The organism is Mycobacterium sp. 852013-50091_SCH5140682 (assembly GCF_001665685.1).
Lineage (GTDB): Bacteria > Actinomycetota > Actinomycetes > Mycobacteriales > Mycobacteriaceae > Mycobacterium.
In genome coordinates, this window is record NZ_LZTB01000142.1 from 22,185 (window position 1) to 41,479 (window position 19,295).

General features: G+C 68.3%; 18 protein-coding genes and 1 pseudogene. 5 read left to right on the forward strand and 14 right to left on the reverse strand.

What is annotated here, in order from left to right:
- Positions 1-3 precede the first annotated feature (3 nt).
- From A5784_RS37120 to A5784_RS37130, 3 genes and pseudogenes are all read left to right on the forward strand, one after another.
- A complete protein-coding gene (locus A5784_RS37120; protein WP_064949848.1) occupies positions 4-1,875 on the forward strand; it encodes a hypothetical protein in 1,872 nt (623 codons plus the stop codon).
- Between the two features lie 138 nt (positions 1,876-2,013).
- Positions 2,014-2,625, forward strand: coding sequence for a TetR/AcrR family transcriptional regulator (locus tag A5784_RS37125; RefSeq protein WP_064949884.1), 612 nt, complete (start codon positions 2,014-2,016; stop codon positions 2,623-2,625).
- Positions 2,622-3,687: pseudogene (locus A5784_RS37130) on the forward strand (phosphotransferase family protein). Before A5784_RS37125 ends, A5784_RS37130 begins: the two are co-directional and overlap by 4 nt.
- Here A5784_RS37130 and A5784_RS37135 read toward each other — a convergent pair.
- Genes A5784_RS37135 through dprE2 form a run of 4 tightly spaced genes read right to left on the reverse strand, consistent with a single transcriptional unit; the run spans position 3,674 to position 7,140 of the window.
- Entirely contained in the window at positions 3,674-4,408 is a 735-nt protein-coding gene (locus tag A5784_RS37135; RefSeq protein ID WP_064949849.1) for a cobalt-precorrin-6A reductase, read from the reverse strand. The pseudogene A5784_RS37130 and the gene A5784_RS37135 sit on opposite strands and share 14 nt — an antisense overlap.
- On the reverse strand, positions 4,408-5,163 hold the full coding sequence (cobM, locus tag A5784_RS37140; protein ID WP_064949883.1) for a precorrin-4 C(11)-methyltransferase: 756 nt from the start codon (positions 5,161-5,163) through the stop codon (positions 4,408-4,410). The genes A5784_RS37135 and cobM overlap by 1 nt, the downstream gene beginning before the upstream one ends.
- On the reverse strand, positions 5,160-6,344 hold the full coding sequence (locus tag A5784_RS37145) for a bifunctional cobalt-precorrin-7 (C(5))-methyltransferase/cobalt-precorrin-6B (C(15))-methyltransferase (protein WP_064949850.1): 1,185 nt from the start codon (positions 6,342-6,344) through the stop codon (positions 5,160-5,162). Before A5784_RS37145 ends, cobM begins: the two co-directional genes overlap by 4 nt.
- 28 nt (positions 6,345-6,372) lie before the next feature.
- Complete coding sequence (gene dprE2 / locus A5784_RS37150) at positions 6,373-7,140, reverse strand: decaprenylphospho-beta-D-erythro-pentofuranosid-2-ulose 2-reductase (RefSeq protein ID WP_064949851.1); 768 nt, start codon at positions 7,138-7,140, stop codon at positions 6,373-6,375.
- A 35-nt stretch (positions 7,141-7,175) separates the two neighbouring features.
- On the opposite strand from dprE2, the gene A5784_RS37155 reads away from it, so the two are divergent.
- Positions 7,176-7,604, forward strand: coding sequence for a F420-dependent biliverdin reductase (locus A5784_RS37155; protein WP_029373018.1), 429 nt, complete (start codon positions 7,176-7,178; stop codon positions 7,602-7,604).
- Between the two features lie 11 nt (positions 7,605-7,615).
- On the opposite strand, the gene A5784_RS37160 is transcribed toward A5784_RS37155, so the two are convergent.
- Both A5784_RS37160 and A5784_RS37165 read right to left on the reverse strand, forming a co-directional pair.
- A complete protein-coding gene (locus A5784_RS37160) occupies positions 7,616-8,737 on the reverse strand; it encodes a M24 family metallopeptidase (RefSeq protein ID WP_064949852.1) in 1,122 nt (373 codons plus the stop codon).
- A gap of 11 nt (positions 8,738-8,748) precedes the next feature.
- Positions 8,749-9,144, reverse strand: coding sequence for a VOC family protein (locus A5784_RS37165; protein ID WP_064949853.1), 396 nt, complete (start codon positions 9,142-9,144; stop codon positions 8,749-8,751).
- Positions 9,145-9,183: 39 nt separating this feature from the next.
- Here A5784_RS37165 and A5784_RS37170 point away from each other — a divergent pair, with 39 nt between their 5' ends.
- Entirely contained in the window at positions 9,184-10,143 is a 960-nt protein-coding gene (locus A5784_RS37170) for a 5'-3' exonuclease (protein ID WP_064949854.1), read from the forward strand.
- A gap of 12 nt (positions 10,144-10,155) precedes the next feature.
- On the opposite strand, the gene A5784_RS37175 is transcribed toward A5784_RS37170, so the two are convergent.
- From A5784_RS37175 to A5784_RS37210, 8 genes are all read right to left on the reverse strand, one after another.
- Positions 10,156-10,968, reverse strand: a complete 813-nt coding sequence (locus tag A5784_RS37175; RefSeq protein ID WP_064949855.1) for a DUF4333 domain-containing protein — start codon at positions 10,966-10,968, stop codon at positions 10,156-10,158.
- 39 nt (positions 10,969-11,007) lie between these two features.
- Positions 11,008-13,755 carry a DEAD/DEAH box helicase gene (locus tag A5784_RS37180; RefSeq protein ID WP_064949856.1) on the reverse strand — a complete coding sequence of 916 codons (2,748 nt, stop codon included), beginning with the start codon at positions 13,753-13,755 and terminating at the stop codon, positions 11,008-11,010.
- A complete protein-coding gene (gene tatC / locus A5784_RS37185) occupies positions 13,739-14,725 on the reverse strand; it encodes a twin-arginine translocase subunit TatC (RefSeq protein ID WP_064949857.1) in 987 nt (328 codons plus the stop codon). The genes A5784_RS37180 and tatC overlap by 17 nt, the downstream gene beginning before the upstream one ends.
- A 71-nt stretch (positions 14,726-14,796) precedes the next feature.
- Complete coding sequence (gene tatA / locus A5784_RS37190; RefSeq protein ID WP_064949858.1) at positions 14,797-15,075, reverse strand: Sec-independent protein translocase subunit TatA; 279 nt, start codon at positions 15,073-15,075, stop codon at positions 14,797-14,799.
- Positions 15,076-15,105: 30 nt separating this feature from the next.
- Positions 15,106-16,062 (reverse strand): helix-turn-helix transcriptional regulator, encoded by a 957-nt coding sequence (locus A5784_RS37195; protein ID WP_064949859.1) that lies wholly within the window; start codon positions 16,060-16,062, stop codon positions 15,106-15,108.
- Complete coding sequence (locus A5784_RS37200) at positions 16,059-17,048, reverse strand: helix-turn-helix transcriptional regulator (protein WP_064949860.1); 990 nt, start codon at positions 17,046-17,048, stop codon at positions 16,059-16,061. Before A5784_RS37200 ends, A5784_RS37195 begins: the two co-directional genes overlap by 4 nt.
- Positions 17,049-17,126: 78 nt before the next feature.
- The gene (pafA, locus tag A5784_RS37205) at positions 17,127-18,485 is read right to left on the reverse strand and encodes a Pup--protein ligase (RefSeq protein ID WP_156750984.1); all 1,359 of its coding nucleotides are present in this window, start codon (positions 18,483-18,485) and stop codon (positions 17,127-17,129) included.
- 104 nt (positions 18,486-18,589) lie between these two features.
- Entirely contained in the window at positions 18,590-19,252 is a 663-nt protein-coding gene (locus A5784_RS37210) for a TetR/AcrR family transcriptional regulator (protein ID WP_064949862.1), read from the reverse strand.
- Between the last annotated feature and the right edge of the window lie 43 nt (positions 19,253-19,295).

Consider the following 19,295-nt stretch of genomic DNA (forward strand, 5'->3'; position numbering starts at 1 on the left):
GCTATGAGCACACGCCCCGCGGTGGACCGACTCGTCATGTACAAGCACGGCGTGGCCTACGTCAGCCGCAGCGGCCCCGTCGACGGCGACCTCGAACTGACGTTCCGCCGCGACGACATGAAGGACGTGTTGAAGTCCCTGACGGTGGACATCACCGGCGGGCAGGCATCGGTGGGCACCATCGCGTTCGACACACCGTCGGATCCGCGCACCGAACTCGCCGGACGCAACCTGCTGCTGGAGCCGGGTGGCGCACTTCTCGGACTCATCGAGGCGTTGCGAGGCCGGGTGGTCGAGGTGCGCTGCGGCGATCGACGTCATCGCGGCGAGGTCATCGGCGTCGACGAGTCCGGCGAGAATCGCCGACTTCTGGTGCTGCGCACCGAGGCCGGCGCGGTGAGTCTGGTCGACCTCGCGGAGACCGACCGGGTCGACCTGATCGAAGATCCGTCCCGCGCGGACCTCGCGTACCTGATCGACCGGTCCCGCGCCGCGACCGCAGGCCAGGATTGCCAAGTGGCCGTGCAGATCCGGGGCAGCGCGCAGCAGGCGCGGGTGTCCTACATCGTCCCGGCGCCGATGTGGCGGGTGTCCTACCGGTTGGTCCGCGACGGTGACACGTTGGTGCTGGCCGCCATGGGCATCGTGCACAACCCGGTTGACGAAGACCTCACCGACATCTCTCTGACATTGACCACCGGCCAACCGATCTCGTTCGACATCGACCTGTACCACGGCAGGAAGGTGAGGCGCGCGGTCGTCGAGGAACCCGAACGCGTGGCCGTTGCGAAGGCCACCCGCGCCGGAGCCGCAATGCCCGTCGCCGCGCCCGCCGGGATGGCGATGGCCGGAAGTTCTTTCGGCGCGTACGCGGACGCCGCAGCAGACGTCGAAACCTCGGACAGCGGTGAGCATTTCGAGTACCGTCTGACCACGCCGGTATCGCTGAAACGCGGCGGCGCGGCCATGGTTCCGCTTGCGGTGACGCCCGTCGACGGGGTCCGCCGTGAACTGGTGTGGCGTGACGGCGCGCCACCTGCGCCCGACGTCGTGTTGGCTTTCACCAACAGCACCGGCGTGGTGTTGGAAGAAGGGCCCGCGGTGATCTACGAGCAGGACAGCTACGCCGGAGAGGCCATGGTTCCGTTCACCGCGCGAGATGCCAAGGTGCGATTGGCCTTTGCGAAGGACCTGGCGGTGCGGTGCCGCAGCAAGAGCACCGCCGACAGGGTGACCGCACGGGTCCGGCTGGGCGCCGACGCCGTGGTCGAAGAGCAGCGGTTCGAGAAGCGCTACACGCTGCGCGCCGAGAACGATCACGACGAGACCGTCGACGTGATCTTCGAACTGCCCCGCGTTCGGGAGCACACGGTCGCCCCGATGGATGGTGTCGCCGACATCGACACCGACGGACGCTGGCACCGCGTGCGGGTCTCGGTACCCGGGCACCAGACCGTCGACGCCACGGTCCTGGAAACCTGGCCGGTCTACACCGAGATCGATTACCGGCAACTGTCACCGCGCCAGTTGGAACAATGGCTGGCCGGCCGGTCGCTGGACGCCGCGACCATCGACGAGCTCTCCGGTGTGCTGCAGCGTTGGGAGCATGCCGACCGCCTGGACGCCGAACGCGCACGCCTCGAAGCCGGCCGTACCGAGGACTATGCCGCGCAGAGCCGCATCGCCGAACAACTCAAGGTGCTGGGCTCGGACGGCCCAGAGGGTGAACTGCGCCGCCGGCAGGTCGACCAGCTCGAGCAACTGCAGAACCGGGTCAACGGGCTCGACACGCAGATCCGCTCGCTTCGTCAGGACGCCGACGCCGCCCGCATGGCCGCGTCGGATGAGTTGAGGCGGTTGATCGGGCAGGGCTGACTTCGCGGACGTGAGGAGCAAACAGACTCCTGTCGACAACGATTGACGACTGTCAGAATCAGCGTTAGTGTCCGGCGTCACATTCGTTCAGTGTGACACCCGTCGGTAGGGAGGCCAGTGGCACAACTCGGCGCACAGGTGCGGTCCCGGACCGATCGCCGCCAGCCGCAACGCAGCGATCAGCGCCGCGCAGCCATCTTGGAATCGCTCAACCAGCACCTGATGGAGACCGGGTTCGATTCGCTCGACATCGCCAAGGTCGCCCGGCAGGCCGGTGTGGGCCGGTCGGCGTTCTACTTCTACTTCGAGAACAAAGCCGCCGCGGTGGCCGCCCTCCTCAAGCCCATGCACGACGCACTGTTGGCGGCCAACACCATCCTGGCCAACACCGACAACCCGCCCCGCACCCGGATTCGCGACACCATCGACGCCGTGCTGCGCACCGCCGAAGAGCACCGGTACCTGTTCCGCGCCATGCTGGAGGCCCGCGGGACCAGTGGCGCCGTCCGCGATCTGTGGGATGCGGCCAGGGAGTCGTTCGTCCCGACCGTCTCGGGGGTGATCGCCGCCGAGCGCGCGAGCGGCCGGGCGCCCGACGGGGCCGATCCGGCGGTGCTGGCCGGGTTGCTCTTGGAATTCAACGATCGGTTGCTCGAGCGCTCCATCATCGGTGGACCGTTGACCCGCCGCCAATTGCTCGACGGCGCAGAGGCGATCTGGATGGGCACCATCTACGGGTCGACGGGGTGACCACCACGGTGCCCATCCCCGGCAAGCCGACCGACGTCACCCCCGAGTGGCTCTCGGCGGTCCTCGGAACCGATGTACGCACGGCCGAGACCACGCCGATCGGCACCGGCCAGACCGGCGCCACCTACCGCGTATCGGTCACCTATACCGACGAAAACCCAGGTTTTCCTGGCACTTTCGCCGTCAAGCTGCCGTCGCAGGACCACACCGTGCGTGACCGCGTGGCCATCGGCTACCGCTCCGAGCATGCGTTCTACACCACTGTCGCCGACCACGTGCAGATCCCGGTACCGCACTGTCACCACTGCGAAATAGCCGCAGACGGCACCGATTTCGTATTGCTGCTGGCCGATATGGCCCCCGCGGTGCAGGGTGATCAGATCGCGGGGTGCACCCAGGCCGAGGCGACGCTGGCGGTCCGCGCCCTGGCCGCCTTGCACGGCCCGACCTGGTGCGACCCGCGGTGGACGAACTTCCCCGGCATCGTGATGCCCAAGCCCGAACCCGCTGCGGCCAACGGTTTCGGCGACATCGCCAAGATGGCCACCGATATCACGTTGGACCGGCTCGGCGAGCGGATGAGCGGCGAGAATCGCGACACCATGCGGGCCGCGATGTCGGTGGTGACGCCGTGGTTGCTGGCCGCACCCGACCGGTTCGCAGTGCTGCACGGCGACTATCGGTTGGACAACATGCTGTTCGATCCGGACGGTACCCGCATCACCGTGGTCGACTGGCAGACGCTGGGTTCGGGCCTGCCGACACGTGATCTGTCGTACTTCACCGCCACCAGTCTCTGCCCGGAAGTCCGGGCCGCGGCCGAAGCCGAGCTCGTCGATGAATACCACCAGGCCCTGCAGGTTCACGGTGTCACCGGATACGACCGCGAAAGTTGTTGGTACGACTAGGTTGGGCATGTTGCAGGCCCCGCTGATCACCGTACTGGGCTGTGCGTTCGCGACTTCCACCGAACGCGGCGACGACATGATGGTGGTGATGGCCGAACGCGGCTGCCAGGCCATCCGCGAGCTCGGCACGCTGGAGTTGATCAACGCGCTCTGACCCGTGCCCTGACCCAGTCCGAGGCCTCATCGACGGTGGCCACCGCATGCACCCCGACCGGCAGAGGCGGTCGGTCGACCATGATCACCGCCACCCCGGCGTCCGCCGCGGCCCGTAACTTGGGCTCGGTCATGGCACCGCCGCTGTTCTTGGTGACCAGGGCGTCGATGCGGTACTCGGTGAGCAGGGCCAACTCCCCCTCATAGCGATAAGGGCCGCGCGACAACAACAATCGATGATGTTCGGGCAGGCTTTCGAGCTCGGGTTCGGTGACGGCACGAATCAGGAACCACGCGTCGACGCCACGGAACGCCGCGGTTCCCGATCGGCCGGTCGTCAGGAAGACGCGGGCATAACCGTTGTCCGCCACAGCTTTCGCAGCCTCGGTGTCAGAGTCCACCACGATCGCATCACCGGGCTGCCAGGCCGGACGGGCCAGCACCAGGTGTGGCAGAGCGAGCTCGGCGCACACCTGTGCGGCGTGCGCGGTGATGGTGGCCGCGAACGGATGGGTCGCGTCGACCACGGCGTCGATCCGCTCGTCGCGCAACCAGTTCCGCATGCCGTCGATGCCGCCGAAGCCCCCGATCCGGACCGGACCGACCGGCAGGGCAGGCTCGGGCACCCGCCCGGCCAGTGAGCTGATGATCTCGACGTCTGGATGTAGCGCGGCGGCCAGCGCCCGGGCCTCGCCGGTGCCCCCGAGCAGCAGAAGCCTCACTAGTGCCTGCTCCCCCGGCGGCGGTCCGACGAATACAGGTAGCTGTCGGAGAAGCCTTCGGCGGCAAGCACATCACCGACCACGATCACCGCGGTACGGGTGACCTCGGCGGCGTGCATCTGCTCCGCGATGTCGGCCAGCGTGCCGCGCAGCACGGTCTCCTGCGGCCAGCTCGCGAATGCCACCACCGCGCACGGGGTTTCCGGCCGATAGCCGCCGGCGAGTAGTTGCGGCACGATGTGGTCGATCTGCGCGGCAGCGAGGTGCAGCACGAGCGTCGCCCCCGGCGCGGAGAGCGTGCGCAAATCCTCGCCGTCGGGCATCGCCGTCGACAGCGTCGCGACCCGGCTCAGGGTGACCGTCTGCGCCACTCCCGGAACCGTGAGTTCGCGGCCCAGCACCGCGGCGACGGCCGCGAATGCGGGGACACCGGGCACGATTTCGTAGCGCACGCCTGCGGCGTCAAGCCTGCGGCACTGTTCGGCCAGCGCGCTGTAGATCGACGGGTCGCCGGAGTGCAGCCGGGCCACGTCGAGCCCCGCGCGGTCGGCGGCCACCAGCTCATCGACGATCTGGTCGAGGTTCAGCGGTCCGGTGTCGATGATGCGGGCATCCGGCGGGCACAGCGCCAGCAGGTCGTCGGGCATGATCGACCCGGCGTACAGGCAGACCGGGCAGCTGCTCAACAACCGCTGACCGCGCACCGTGATCAGATCTGCCGCACCGGGACCGGCCCCGATGAAATAGACCGTCACGGCTTCACCACCGCCCACTGGGTGACGGGCAGCGCGGGGCGCCATCCGGTGAACCCGCCGATCGCGCCACCCTGATAATGCTGATAGCGCCGCAACTCGCCACCTTCCTTCGAATACCACTGCGCCACAACAGCTTCTGACTCCACGGTGACTGCGTTGACCACCAGCCGGCCGCCGGCGGGCAACCGGTCGAGGCAGGCCTGCACCAAGCCGGGCTGCGTGACGCCGCCGCCGATGAAGACCGCTGACGGCGCGGGTCCGTCGTCGAACGCCTCCGGCGCCGCCCCACGCACCTGCACCCGCGCGCCGAACGCGACGACATTGGCACTGATGCGGTTGCGGCGCTGCGGATCACGCTCGAATGCCATCGCCCGGCAGCCGGGCGCGCTGCGGCACCATTCGATGGCGATGCTGCCCGATCCGGAGCCGACATCCCACAACAGCTCCCCCGGCCGGGGCCCGAGCGCCGCGAGCGTCACGGCCCGGATCGATTGCTTGGTCAGTTGGCCGTCGTGGTCGAAATCGTCATCGGGCAGGGCGTGCGCGCGACGCTCGTCGGGCAGATACCGCACCGCCATCACGTTGAGCGCATCGACATCGGCAGGCGGCCGCGATGCCCACTCTCGCGCCGTCGCCGAGCGGCGCAGTTCCCGCGGCCCACCGAGTTGCTCAAGCACCGTCAGTTCCGAGTCCCCACGGCCGGTGTCGGCCAGCAGCTTGGCCAGGGCCGCCGGACTCGTGCTGTCCCGGGACAGCACCACGGCCTGGCCACCGCGGCGCACCGCGGTGTGCGGCTCGGCGGTCACCAGGCTGATGATCTCGGTGTCCTGCACCGACCACCCGACCCGCGAGCACGCCAGCGTCACCGACGACACATGCGGCAGCACCGTGACCGCATCGGCGCCGTACATACGGATCAACACGCTGCCCACCCCATGCAGCAGCGGATCCCCGCTGGCGATGACGTGCACGTCACCGTCGGCACCGTCGAGCAGGGTACGCAGCGCGGGCGTCATCGGCGACGGCCACGCCCGCCGGACCGCTGAGACGGTGCCGTCGAGCAGATCGAGTTGCCGCTTGGACCCGTGCACCACTGTCGCCCTTGCCAATTCGGCACGTACCGATGGCGCGAGGCCTGCCATGCCGTCGGCCCCGATGCCGACCACGATGATGCGGCTCATCTGTGCCCCCTGCTCTTCGCGCAAGCGCTCATCGCGGCATCCTGCGCCAGATCGCGGCCGGGACAAACCGCGTCACGAAGATCATCGGCCGAATCACCCACGGCACCCACACCGCCCGCTTGCCTGCCGCCAGCGCCGCCGCGGCCGCCTCGGCCACCTGCGCGGGGGTACTGGAGAACGGCGCTGGGTCCATGCCCTCGGTCATGCGCCCGATCACGAAACCCGGTCGCACGATCAGCAGTTGCACCCCGGTGCCGTGCAGGGCGTCGCTCAACCCGCAGGCGAACCCGTCCAGGCCGGCCTTGGCTGACCCGTAGACGTAGTTGGCGCGTCGTACCCTGGCCCCGGCGATCGAGGAGAACACCACCAGGCAGCCCCGGCCCGCGGCCCGCATGCGCCGTGCGAGCTCGGTCAGCAGGCTCACCTGGGCGACGTAGTCGGTGTGCACCACGGCGACCGCGTGCGCGGTATCGGTCTCGGCGCGGGCCTGGTCCCCGAGCACTCCGAAAGCCAGGACCGCGGTGTCGATCGGCCCGTGCGCCTCTTCGATCGTGTCGATCAGGCCCGCATGTCCAGCGACGTCGTCGGCGTCGAACTCGCAGGTGTGTACGGCCGCCGCACCGGCGTCCCGCACCGCGGCAGCCTCGTCGGTCAGCCGCTCAGCCCCGCGGGCGGCGAGCACCACGGTCGCGCCCGCAGCCAGTCGGGTGGCCAGTTCGACCCCGATCTCGCTACGACCCCCAAAGATCACCACAACCCGGGGGGCGGGATGTGCCGTGTCTGTCGTGTCGTTCACGGCAGCGATTATCACCTGCGCTAGCGTGGAGGCCGATGGCTACGTCACGGGGCAAGGCAACCACCAAGCTCACCAATGACGCTCTGGCGTTTCTCACCGAGCGCCATCTGGCGATGCTCACGACGCTGCGCTCGGACAATTCCCCGCACGTCGTCGCTGTCGGTTTCACCTTCGATCCCAAAACCCACATCGCTCGCGTCATCACCACCGGCGGATCGCAGAAGGCGATCAACGCCCATGAGCGCGGCGTCGCGGTGCTCAGCCAGGTCGACGGCGCCCGCTGGCTGTCGCTGGAGGGCAAGTCGACCGTCAGCACCGAGACCGATGCGGTGCGCGACGCCGAACTCCGGTACGCGCAGCGCTACCGCACCCCGCGGGTCAATCCCCGCCGCGTCGTGATCGAGGTTCGCGTCGAGCGCGTGCTCGGCTCGTCCGATCTGCTGGACCGCAGCGGCGGCGAGTAACCCGGCGGCGCTCAGCCCTCAGGCACCACGATCAGCTCGTGCGGCTGGTTGTTCACCGATTCCGCGCCGTCGGCCGTGACGATCACGATGTCCTCGATACGCGCCCCCCACTGCCCCGGGAAGTACACCCCCGGCTCGACGCTGAACGCCATGCCCGCCTCCAGCGGCAGGTCGTTGCCGGCCACGATGTAGGGCTCCTCGTGCACTGACAGCCCGATACCGTGGCCGGTGCGGTGCACGAAGGCCTCCGCCAGGCCCTCGGCGGCCAGCACGTCGCGGGCGGCCGCATCGACCTGTTCGGCGGTGACGCCGGGCCGCACCGCCGCCACCGCGGCCTGCTGTGCGCGCTGCAGCACCGTGTAGCGGCGCGCCACCTCCGGATCCGGCTCGCCGATGCTGTACGTGCGGGTGCAGTCGGAGTTGTAGCCCGGCTGGTACGGCCCGCCGATGTCGACGACGACGATGTCGCCCGCCTGCAGTTCGCGGTCGGAGCACTCGTGATGCGGGTCGGCACCGTTGGGCCCGGAGCCGACGATGATGAACGCGACCTCCGAATGCCCTTCGGCCACAATGGCTTCGGCGATGTCAGCAGCCACGTCGGCCTCCGTGCGGCCGGGCACCAGGAATTCGGGCACCCGGGCATGCACGCGGTCGATGGCCGCCCCGGCCTTGCGCAGCGCGTCGATCTCGGCGCCGTCCTTGATCATTCGCAACCGGCGCAGCACATCGGTGGCCAGTACCGGCACCACCCCGAGCAGTTCGGTCAGCGGCAGCAGGTGCAGCGCAGGCATGGCATCGGTGACGGCGACGGCCTGTCCCCCGAGCGCGTCCACGACCATCCGGTACGGATCCTCGCCGTCGACCCAATCCCGCACTGTCACACCGAGTTCCGGGACTGCCGACTCCTTGAGCGCGGCCAGCTCCAGGCGCGGCACCACCACCGTCGGCTCGCCCTGCGCGGGCAATACCAGCGCGGTCAGCCGCTCGAAGGTCTGCGCCCGCGAGCCGATCAGGTAGCGCAAGTCGTAGCCGGGCGTGATGACCAGCCCGGCCAGGCCCGCCTCACCCGCGGCGGCGGCCGCCGCGGAAAGCCGGTGGGCGTAGACGTCGGTGCTGAATCGGCTGAGGGTCATGGTGCTCGAGGCTAGTGGTGCGCCTGATAGCTGGCGACCTCGACCAGGTTGCCGTCGGGATCGCGGCAATAGTGTGAGGTCATCGGCCCGAGCGCGCCGGTCTTGGGGACCGGGCCGTCGATGATCTGAACCCCGCACGCTGCGAGATGCTCGCCGACCGCGGAAGCGTCGACGTCGGCGATGAAGCACAGATCCAACGAGCCGGGCGCATCGACGACGCCGGTGACCCAGTTCGGTGAACCCGTCGGCCGCACGTTGATCTTCTGATTCCCGAACACCAAGGCGATGCGGCCCGCGCCGAACACCTCTTTGCGCATGCCTAGGACCCGCTCGTAGAAGTCGACCGTGGCCTCGACGTCGCGACAGTTCAGGACGACATGGTCAATACGGTTGACGGCGAAGGACATACCTCAGGCTACTGTCGCTGGAATGTTCCGGAGGATTTCATGACCGCCCCCGTCCTGCTCCTCGACGGCGCCAGCATGTGGTTCCGCTCGTTCTTCGGCGTCCCGTCGTCCATCACCGCACCGGACGGCCGACCGGTGAACGCGGTGCGCGGCTTCCTGGACTCCGTCGCGACGCTCGTCACCAACGAACGACCGAGCCGGCTGGTGGTGTGCCGGGACGACGACTGGCGACCGCAATGGCGCGTGGAGCTGGTGCCGTCGTACAAGGCTCACCGCGTGGCAGAACCCGAGCCCGACGGGATACCGGATATCGAGGAAGTGCCCGACGAGCTGACCCCCCAGGTCGCCATGATCATGGAGTTGCTGGACGCGTTCGGCATCGCGACCGCCGGGGCGGCCGGGTACGAGGCCGACGACGTGCTGGGCACCCTGGCCACCCGCGAGCAGACCGATCCTGTGGTGGTGGTCAGCGGGGATCGCGACCTGCTGCAGTTGGTGCGTGACGAGCCGGCTCCGCCGGTGCGGGTGCTCTACATCGGGCGCGGGTTGGCCAAGGCCACGAAGTTCGGGCCGGTCGAGGTGGCCGAGCAGTACGGGGTGCCCGCTGACCGGGCCGGCGCCGCGTATGCCGAACTGGCATTGCTGCGTGGCGATCCGTCCGACGGGCTGCCCGGGGTGGCCGGGATCGGCGAGAAGACCGCGGCGACGCTGCTGGCCCAGCACGGTTCATTGGCCGCGATCCAGGCCGCCGCACAGGACACCGCGGTGTCGATGTCCAAGTCGCACCGCGCCAAACTGCTTGCCGCCGCCGACTACATCGCAGCGGCCGAGCCGGTCGTGCGCGTGGCGATCGATGCGCCCGTGACGTTCTCGACGCCGTCGGATGCGCTGCCACTGGCCGCGAAAGACCCGGCCAAGGTCGCCGACCTGGCCGCGGCGTACGGGGTGACCTCGTCGATCAGCCGGTTGCAGACGGCACTGGACCGGCTGCCCGGCTGATCCGCGGCCGGCCTACTTGGGCCGGCCGACCTCGTAGGTGCCGTCGTTGTTCTGGAAGGTCACCGTCACCTTGCGCTTGGTGCCGTCGACGCTGACCTCGCACGTGAAGGTGTCACCCTTCTTGACCTTGGGGTTCTTGCCGTCGTTGCAGTTGACGTCGGAGACGCTCTTGTTGCCGTAACCGTTCTCCTCGTCGGTGAGGATCTTGGTCACGCCTTCTTGGGCCTTGTTGACGTCGAGTTCGGTGGTGACGAACCAACCCGGCTTCCAGAAGCCCAGCACTCCGACGACAGCGAGCAGGAGCACGACGAGGGCCCCGACAACACCGAGGATCACGCCGAGTGAGCGCTTGGATCCTTCTTCCGCACCGGGCTGGTTGTACTGGCCGAATTGCCCCGGCTGGCCGGGCTGACCGAACTGCGGCTGACCGTACTGCCCAGGCTGGCCGAACTGCGGCTGACCGTACTGGCCGGGCTGACCGAAGCTGGGCTGACCCATCTGGGCGGGCTGACCCGGCTGACCGAACTGGCCCGGCTGCGCGTAAGGCTGCTGGCTGTACTGATCGGTCGACGGGTACTGCGGCTGGGCGTAACCCGAGTGGGACTGCTGATAGGCCGAGTAGTCCGGCTGCTGTTGCTGCGGCTGCTGTTGCTCGGGCTGTTGCGACTGTGACGGCGGCTGCCAGGTCGGAGCATGCGTGGTCGGCTCGTCGGGGCTGGCAGGCTGCTGCCACGCGTCGGAGCCCGACGACGACTGATCATTACCGGGCTCGGGCTGCTGACCGGGCCACTGCTGTGCCGGATCAGATCCCTGCGGTCCGCTCATGACTCTCCTTGATCCTGTTCGCTGCCTGCTGCCGACACCCTACCCCGCATCAACAGCCACGACGCCGCGCCGAACGTCGTTGATGGCGCGTTTCGCGGTATTGCGCAGTGCCGGTGCGGGTGCGGCATTTCGCACCTGGTCGAGCAGGTCGAGCACCTGCCGACACCACCGTACGAAATCGCCTGCAGACAGCGGTGAACCGGAACCGGTGATGTCGGATGCGGCCAGCGCGGATGCCAGGTCCCCGGTGGTGGCCCAGCGGTAGACCGCGGTCACGAATCCTTCGTCGGTTTCGCGGCTCGGCGCGATGCGGTGTCTGCGCTCGTCGGCACGCAGATCGGCCGAGAGGCGCCGGGTTTGGGCCAGCGCCCGCCGCAGACCGGACGTCGGGATGTCGAAACCTGCGGGTACCGCAGGAGTGTCGCCGCGCGACTCGAAGAGCACCGCCGAGAGCACTCCTGCAAGTTCTGCGGGCTGCAGACCCTCCCACAGGCCACCGCGCAGACATTCGGCCACCAGCAGGTCGCTTTCGCTGTATATGCGGGCCAGCAGCCGGCCGGAGTCGGTCACCTTCGGCTCGCCGGAATCGTTCTCGATGAACCCGCGCTCGCTGAGCAGCGCGACGATGCGGTCGAAGGTCCGCGCCAGGGAGTTCGTCGCCGCGGCGACCTTCTGCTGGATCTGGGCGTTGTCACGTTCGATGCGCAGATACCGCTCGGCGATACGCATCATCGCTTCCCGGTTCGCAAGCTGATTCGCCGGGTGCCGGCGTAACTGCTCGCGAAGCTCGGCCAATTCCGGGTCCACGTCCCGGTCCAGTGCACTGCCGGAGCGTTTCGGCTTGCCCGCAGGCAGCGCCAAGCCTGCCGCCGCCGACCGCAGCGCCGACGCCAGGTCGCGGCGCACCCGCGGCTGGCGGTGTTCGACACGTTTGGGGAGCGACATCGTGCCCAGCGGTCCCGACGCGCCCGAGTAATCCGACGACGAAATCCTGCCCGCCCAATGATGTTCGGTCAGCACCAGCGGTCGGGGATCGTCGCTGTCGCGATCTGGTTCGAGCACCACCGCCAGCCCGCCGCGCCGGCCATGCGTGATGGTGATGATGTCCCCGCGGCGTAGGCCTGCCAGCGCGTCGTTGGCTGCCTGCCTGCGCTGCAGCCGCGACGCGCGCGACTGGGCGCGTTCTCGCTCACCGATTTTCGCGCGGAGCCTCGCGTAGTCGAGCACCTCGGACTCGTGCCCGTCCAGTTCGGCGGCCAGCTCTTTGAGCATCCGCTCGCCGCGGGCGACCCCGCGGACCAGGCCGACCACCGAGCGGTCGGCCTGGTACTGCGCGAAAGACCGCTCCAGCAGCTTGTGCGCCTGCTCGGGCCCCATGTGCTGGACCAGATTGATGGTCATGTTGTACGACGGCGCAAAGGAACTGCGCAGCGGGAACGTCCGGGTGGACGCCAGGCCCGCGACCTCGGCCGGGTCGGCCGTGCTGTCGTCGGGCCGCCACAACACCACGGCGTGACCCTCGACGTCGATGCCACGGCGACCGGCCCGCCCGGTCAGCTGCGTGTACTCCCCGGGCGTCAACGGCAGATGCTGCTCCCCGTTGTACTTCACCAGCCGCTCGAGCACCACCGTCCGGGCCGGCATGTTGATGCCCAAAGCCAGTGTCTCCGTGGCGAATACGGCCTTCACCAGACCGGCGGTGAACAGTTCCTCGACGGTGTGGCGGAACGTCGGCAACATGCCGGCGTGGTGGGCGGCCAGGCCGCGCAAAAGGCCTTCGCGCCACTCGTGGTAATCCAGCACGATCAGATCGGACTCGGCCAGATCGGCACAGCGGCGGTCCACCACCTCCGCGATGCGGGCGCGTTCCTCGTCGGTGGTGAGCCGTAGCCGCGACCGCAGACACTGCTTGACCGCCGCATCGCACCCCGCACGCGAGAACACGAACGTGATCGCGGGCAACAGACCCGCGGCGTCGAGAACATCGATCACGTCCGGTCGGCTCGGCGGCCGGTACAGCTGCGGCGGCCGACCGCGCCCGCGTCCCCGGGGCTGCCAGTCCGCGAGCCGGTCGGCCTCGCGGCGATGGGCGATGTGCCGCACCAAATCTGGGTCCACCAAGGTGCGGTCGGAGCCGTCGAACAGATCGAACAGCCGCTTGCCCACCATCATGTGCTGAGACAGCGGCACGGGCCGGTGCTCGTCGACGACGACGGTGGTGTCGCCACGGACCGTCTGGATCCAGCCGCCGAACTCCTCGGCATTGCTCACCGTGGCCGAGAGGCTGACCAACCGCACCTCCTCCGGTAGGTGCAGGATCACCTCCTCCCACACCGCGCCGCGCATCCGGTCGGCGAGGAAGTGCACCTCGTCCATCACCACATGGGACAACCCGTGCAGCGCAGACGAATTCGCGTACAGCATGTTGCGCAGCACTTCGGTGGTCATCACCACCACGTCGGCGTCGCCGTTGATGGACTGATCGCCGGTGAGCAGCCCGATCTTCTCGGCGCCGTAGCGGGCCACCAGATCGTTGTGCTTCTGGTTGCTCAGCGCCTTGATCGGCGTGGTGTAGAAGCACTTGCCCCCGGCCGCCAGTGCCAGGTGCACGGCGAATTCTCCGACCACCGTCTTACCTGCGCCGGTGGGCGCACAGACCAGCACGCCGTGGCCGCGTTCGAGCGCACGGCAGGCGCGGACCTGAAAGTCGTCGAGAGCGAAAGGCAGCTGTGCGGTAAATACGGCCAGCTCGTCAGCAGCCTCGCCGGACTCAGGTGGCGTCGTCATCGATGGTGAACCTGGTGGGTTGCGACGCCGGTGGCGTCTTCGAAGCTGTGGTTGCCGGCGTCGACACCGGGTCAGGCGCGTCGATCGGTTCGGCGGTGCCGATCGGTGCAGCCTCGTCGTCGTCCACCTCGGCCTCCGCCAAGCGGGCCTTACGCCGGTCATGCACCCGGGAGAACTGGATCGCGAACTCCAACAGCAGCGACAGCGCGCAGGACAACGCCAGCATCGTGAACGGGTCGGAGCCGGGTGTGGCGAACGCCGCGAACACGAACAGGCCGAAGATCAACCCGCGCCGCCACGCCTTGAGCTTCTGATAGCTGAGCACGCCGACAAGGTTGAGCATGATGATCAGCAGCGGGAACTCGAAGCTGATACCGAACACCAGCAGCAGGTTGATCAGGAATCCGAAGTACTGCTCACCCGAGAGCGCGGTGACCTGAACGTCGCTGCCGACGGTCAGCAGGAAGCCCAACGCCTTGGCCAACACCACGTACGCCAGCACCGCACCGGTCACGAACAGCAGCGCGCCGACGCCGACGAAGGCCATCGCGAAGCGGCGTTCCTTCTTGTACAGCCCCGGCGTGATGAACGCCCACATCTGATAGAGCCACACCGGGCAGGCCATCACCACACCCGCCGCGAGCGCGACCTTCAGCCGCAGCATGAACTGGTCGAAGGGCGCGGTGGCCAGCAGCCGGCACTCCCCGTCAGGTGCGATGGCCGCACGCGACGAGGCGGGCAGGGCACAGTACGGCCCCCGCAGCCATTCGCCCAGGCTGTGCAGCCCGAAGATGCCGTGGGTGTACCAGAAGAACCCGAAGATCATCGCGACGACGACCGCTGCGACTGCGATCAGCAGCCGCGATCGCAGCTCGGTGAGGTGATCGACCAGCGACATGGTGCCGTCGGGATTGACCCGTGAACGGCGGCGACGGGGATCGAGTTTTCTGAAGATGCCGGAGGTCTGCACGTATGTGGAGTGAGGGGTTGAAGACGCAACCTACCGACGCGGCCGGAAACCGCGGTCAGGGTCGGGCCGCGTCAGGCCGTGTGCCGGTCCGGGGACTGTTCGGGCGCCGGAGTCGCCTGCCCGGCGACGTCGGGCCTGGGAGCTGCCACGTCGGCGCGTTCGGAGGCAATCGGCTTCGCCGGCGGAGTCTCCTCCGACCGGGACTCAGACTGCATCTCCTTGATCTCCGACTTGAAGATCCGCATCGACTTGCCGAGCGACCGCGCCGCGTCGGGAAGCTTTTTCGCACCGAACAGCAGCACGAACACCGCGATGACGATGATCCAGTGCCAGGGTTGTAGTCCGCCCAATTTGGTTACCTCCAGACGTCTTCGCCGAGTCTACCCGTCAACCTCTACCGCGCCGTAGGCGTCCAGCGCCGCCGCCGCCGCGGCCCGGACCTGCTGCGCCAACGAGGCGGGTGCCAGCACGCGCACCGCAGAACCGAAGCCCAGCACAAAGCGGGCCATCCACTCCTCGGAGGCGAACGTCATGGCCGCCTCGACCGCACCGTCGGGGAGCTCGGTCAGCACCCGCAGCGGGTAGTAGTCGAACATCCACGACGCCGAGGGCGCGATGAGCAGGGTGGCTGCCGGCAGCGCGGGATCGGCGTCGAACAACGACGTGTCAGGACCGGCCTGCACGGCAGGCGGAGGCGGAGCCGAGGCCTCCTCGAGCAGCTGCGCCTCGACGATGCGATCGAGCCGGAACAGCCGCACGGCCTCGGCGCTGCGGCACCACGCCTCCAGATAGCTGTTGTCCCCGACCAGGGCGACCCGGATCGGGTCCACGATGCGGGTGGTCAACGAGTCCCGCGACGCCGAGTAGTACTCCAACGTCACCGCACGGCCGTCGCGCACGGCCGCACGCACGGTTGCGGCGGCCTCACTCTCTGTCGGCGCGGGATCGTCGACGGCAGCCAACTGAGCCCCCGCGGCCGACTCGATCTTGGCGATCGCGCTGCGCGCGGCCTCCGGATCGACCATGCCCGGCACGTCCACCAGCGCCCGCAGCGCCACCAGGATCACCGTGGCCTCGGTCGAGGTCAGCCGCAGCGGCTGGTCCACACCTGCCGAGAACGTCACCTCGATGGTGTCGTCGGTGAAGTCGAAGTCGATCAGGTCGCCGGGGCTGTAACCGGGCAGCCCGCACATCCACAGCTGTTCGAGATCGGCGTCGAGCTGTTTGCGGCTGACCCCAAGGGCGTCGGCAGCCTCCGCGCGGGTGACCTTCGGATTGGCCTGGAAGTACGGAACCATGTTGAGCAACCGGACCAGCCGGGCCGAAACCTGGCTCATACCTGTTCCGCCTGCGCCCGCAACCTGTCCAACACATCGTCGCGCAACGCCTGTGGTTCCAGCGCCACGGCGTCAGCACCGTAGCTCGCGATCTCGCGCGCGAGCCGGTCGTACATGCCGAGTTCGACGGTGATCTCCTCCCCCGCACGCCCGCCAAGGGTGCGCGGGGTGGTCGTGACGGCCTGCCTGCGGAGCGCCGTAGCCCGGCCCCCGGCGACCCACACCCGGGCCCGTTCGCCGGTGGGTACGTCGGTGACGACGCGTCGCACGATCTCGCGCACGTTCACGCCGTCAGGCTTGTGCACCGCACCGGCCTCCCCGATGAGCGTGACGCCGGATCCGATGCGGGACAACCGAAACGTGCGGGTGTCGTCGCGATCCCGGTCGTGCCCGACGAGATACCAGCGGCCGCGGTGGGTGACCACGCCCCACGGCTCGACCGTGCGGGTGGTGTAGCCGGCGGTACGCGACGGCCGGTGTTCGAATTGCACAGCATGACCCGAATCGATGGCGGACAACAGGATTCGCAGAACTTCCTCGGACCCGCGCAGGCCGGGTAGCACCGCGGTGGAGGTGATCGCGGCACCCGCGCCGTCAGCCTCGACCTCCACCCCGGCGGCGCGCAGTTTGAGCAGGGCGCCCTGCGTTGCGGTGACCAGTTCCGGCGACTGCCACAGCTGGGTCGCGACCGCGACGGCGGTGGCCTCGTCACCGGTCAACTGCACGGGCGGCAGCGCGTACGCGTCGCGGTTGATCCGGTAGCCCTCGGTCGGATCGAATTTCGACACCCGGCCTGTCTCGAGCGGGATGCCGAGATCACGCAGCTCGTTCTTGTCGCGCTCGAACATCCGGGAGAACGCCTCGTCGCTGGGGCTGTCGGCGTATCCGGCCACGCTCGCGCGAATCTTCTCCGCAGGCAGGAATGTTCGCGTGGACAGCAGCGCGATGACGAGGTTCATCAATCGCTCCACTTTGGATGTCGCCACAGCAAGGAGTTTAGGCGGCAACCGCGATGGATCCGGGCAGCGGTCGGGCGGGGCGTCGCCACCGGCGCCCCGCGCGGCTCACATGCTGGCGATCAGCCGCTTGACCCGCTCGTCGACCGACCGGAACGGGTCTTTGCACAGCACGGTGCGCTGCGCTTGATCGTTGAGCTTGAGGTGCACCCAGTCGACGGTGAAGTCGCGGCCGGCTTCCTGCGCGGCACTGATGAATTCACCGCGCAGCTTGGCGCGCGTGGTCTGCGGCGGCGTGTTGACCGCGGCGTCGATCTCTTCGTCGGTGGCGATCCGGGCGGCCAGGCCCTTGCGCTGCAACAGGTCGAACACGCCACGGCCCCGCTTGATGTCGTGGTAGGCCAGGTCGAGCTGGCTGATCTTCGGATCGGACAGTTCCAGGTTGTAGCGATCCTGGTAGCGCTGGAACAGCTTGCGCTTGATCACCCAGTCGATCTCGGTGTCGACCTTGGCGAAGTCCTGGCTCTCGACGGCGTCGAGTTGGCGGCCCCACAGATCCACCACCTGTTCGATCTGGGTGTTGGTTTCGCGGGTCTGCAGGTATTCGACAGCACGGCTGTAGTACTCGCGCTGGATGTCCAGCGCGCTGGCCTGCCTGCCTCCTGCCAGCCGCACGGGACGCCGGCCGGTCAGGTCGTGGCTGACTTCGCGGATGGCCCGAATGGGGTTGTCGAGCGAGAAGTCGCGGAACGGCACGCCCGCCTCGATCATCTCCAGCACCAGTGAGGCGGTGCCCACCTTCAGCATGGTGGTGGCCTCGCACATGTTGGAGTCGCCGACGATGACGTGCAGCCGCCGGTACTTCTCCGCGTCGGCGTGCGGCTCGTCGCGCGTGTTGATGATCGGCCGCGATCGGGTGGTGGCGCTCGAGACGCCCTCCCAGATGTGCTCGGCTCGCTGCGACAGGCAGAACGTGGCGGCCTTCGGCGTCTGCAACACCTTGCCCGCACCGCAGATCAGCTGCCGGGTCACCAGGAACGGCAACAGCACGTCGGAGATCCGCGAGAATTCACCGGCGCGCACGATGAGGTAGTTCTCGTGGCAGCCGTAAGAGTTGCCCGCCGAATCGGTGTTGTTCTTGAACAGATAGATGTCACCGCCGATGCCCTCGTCGGCGAGCCGCTGCTCGGCGTCGATCAGGAGGTCTTCCAGTACGCGCTCACCGGCGCGGTCGTGGGTGACCAACTGAACGAGGTTGTCGCATTCGGCTGTGGCGTACTCGGGGTGACTGCCCACATCCAGGTACAAACGGGCGCCGTTGCGGAGGAAGACGTTTGAGCTGCGGCCCCACGACACGACCCGCCGGAACAGATAGCGGGCAACCTCGTCGGGACTGAGCCGGCGATGGCCATGGAACGTGCAGGTCACACCGAATTCTGTCTCGATGCCCATGATTCGTCGCTGCACGCTATCGAGCTTACGGGGTCGCACTCGCTATCGGTTGGCAACGAGCGGTCGCGTCGGCAGGTGCCCGAACTGTCGCGGCGGACGGCCGCCGCTGGCGAGAGGTTTCAGAGTTCGCCGGCGAGCGAGCCGTCGGGCAGTCCGAGGATGCGCTCGAATGCTTGCTGGTAGGCCGCGACCGCCTTACGCGCATGTGGCCCGGAGATGTCGATTCCGACCGCACCGTCGGCCTCGATGGCGTCGATGAACGCGTCCGCCAGATGCAGGCCCATCGCGGTGAGGATGCCGGCCGCCTCGTGTGGGAAGTCGGTGTGGAAGACGCCTTCCGCGCAGCCCTGCCTGATGATCGCCTCCAGGAAGGGCGCGGTGGTGCGCATCGAGCCCTGGGTCATTTTCTGCCGCACCAGCGCGTTGTTCTCGTCATGCCAGAGCCGGATCAGGGTGGCGACCGCGGTCGGATTCTCCGACTTCCACGCGTACGACGCCGCGAAATACGCGTGCAGCTTGTCCAGCGCCGAGGTGTCGGCAGCGTCGATGATGTCGCACAGCCCCGCGGTGGCGCTCTCGCCCATCTGCTCGACGACGCCTTCCAGCAACGCTTGTTTGGACCGAAAGTAGTGGTAGAGCGCGCCTTTGGAGATCTGCATGGCGCTCAACAGATCCTCGATGGTCATCGCCGCGTAGCCCTTGTCGTGCATGAGTTGCAGCGCGGCGTCGAGGATCTCGCTGCGCCGTGCGGCGTGTTCCTCGTGCTTCACCTGGCGTGCCATGAGCCTCCGTTGACGTCGTCGCGCCTCGAGCCTAGCTTATTAA

Excerpts from the sequence above, each read along its gene's own strand:
- A5784_RS37175 (WP_064949855.1), bottom strand. The coding sequence starts at position 10,968 with ATGAGCGGACCGCAGGGATCTGATCCGGCACAGCAGTGGCCCGGTCAG.
- A5784_RS37120 (WP_064949848.1), top strand. The coding sequence starts at position 4 with ATGAGCACACGCCCCGCGGTGGACCGACTCGTCATGTACAAGCACGGC.
- A5784_RS37155 (WP_029373018.1), top strand. The coding sequence starts at position 7,176 with ATGGCTACGTCACGGGGCAAGGCAACCACCAAGCTCACCAATGACGCT.
- A5784_RS37195 (WP_064949859.1), bottom strand. The coding sequence starts at position 16,062 with ATGAGCCAGGTTTCGGCCCGGCTGGTCCGGTTGCTCAACATGGTTCCG.
- A5784_RS37160 (WP_064949852.1), bottom strand. The coding sequence starts at position 8,737 with ATGACCCTCAGCCGATTCAGCACCGACGTCTACGCCCACCGGCTTTCC.
- A5784_RS37170 (WP_064949854.1), top strand. The coding sequence starts at position 9,184 with ATGACCGCCCCCGTCCTGCTCCTCGACGGCGCCAGCATGTGGTTCCGC.
- A5784_RS37210 (WP_064949862.1), bottom strand. The coding sequence starts at position 19,252 with ATGGCACGCCAGGTGAAGCACGAGGAACACGCCGCACGGCGCAGCGAG.
- A5784_RS37180 (WP_064949856.1), bottom strand. The coding sequence starts at position 13,755 with ATGACGACGCCACCTGAGTCCGGCGAGGCTGCTGACGAGCTGGCCGTA.
- A5784_RS37165 (WP_064949853.1), bottom strand. The coding sequence starts at position 9,144 with ATGTCCTTCGCCGTCAACCGTATTGACCATGTCGTCCTGAACTGTCGC.
- A5784_RS37145 (WP_064949850.1), bottom strand. The coding sequence starts at position 6,344 with ATGAGCCGCATCATCGTGGTCGGCATCGGGGCCGACGGCATGGCAGGC.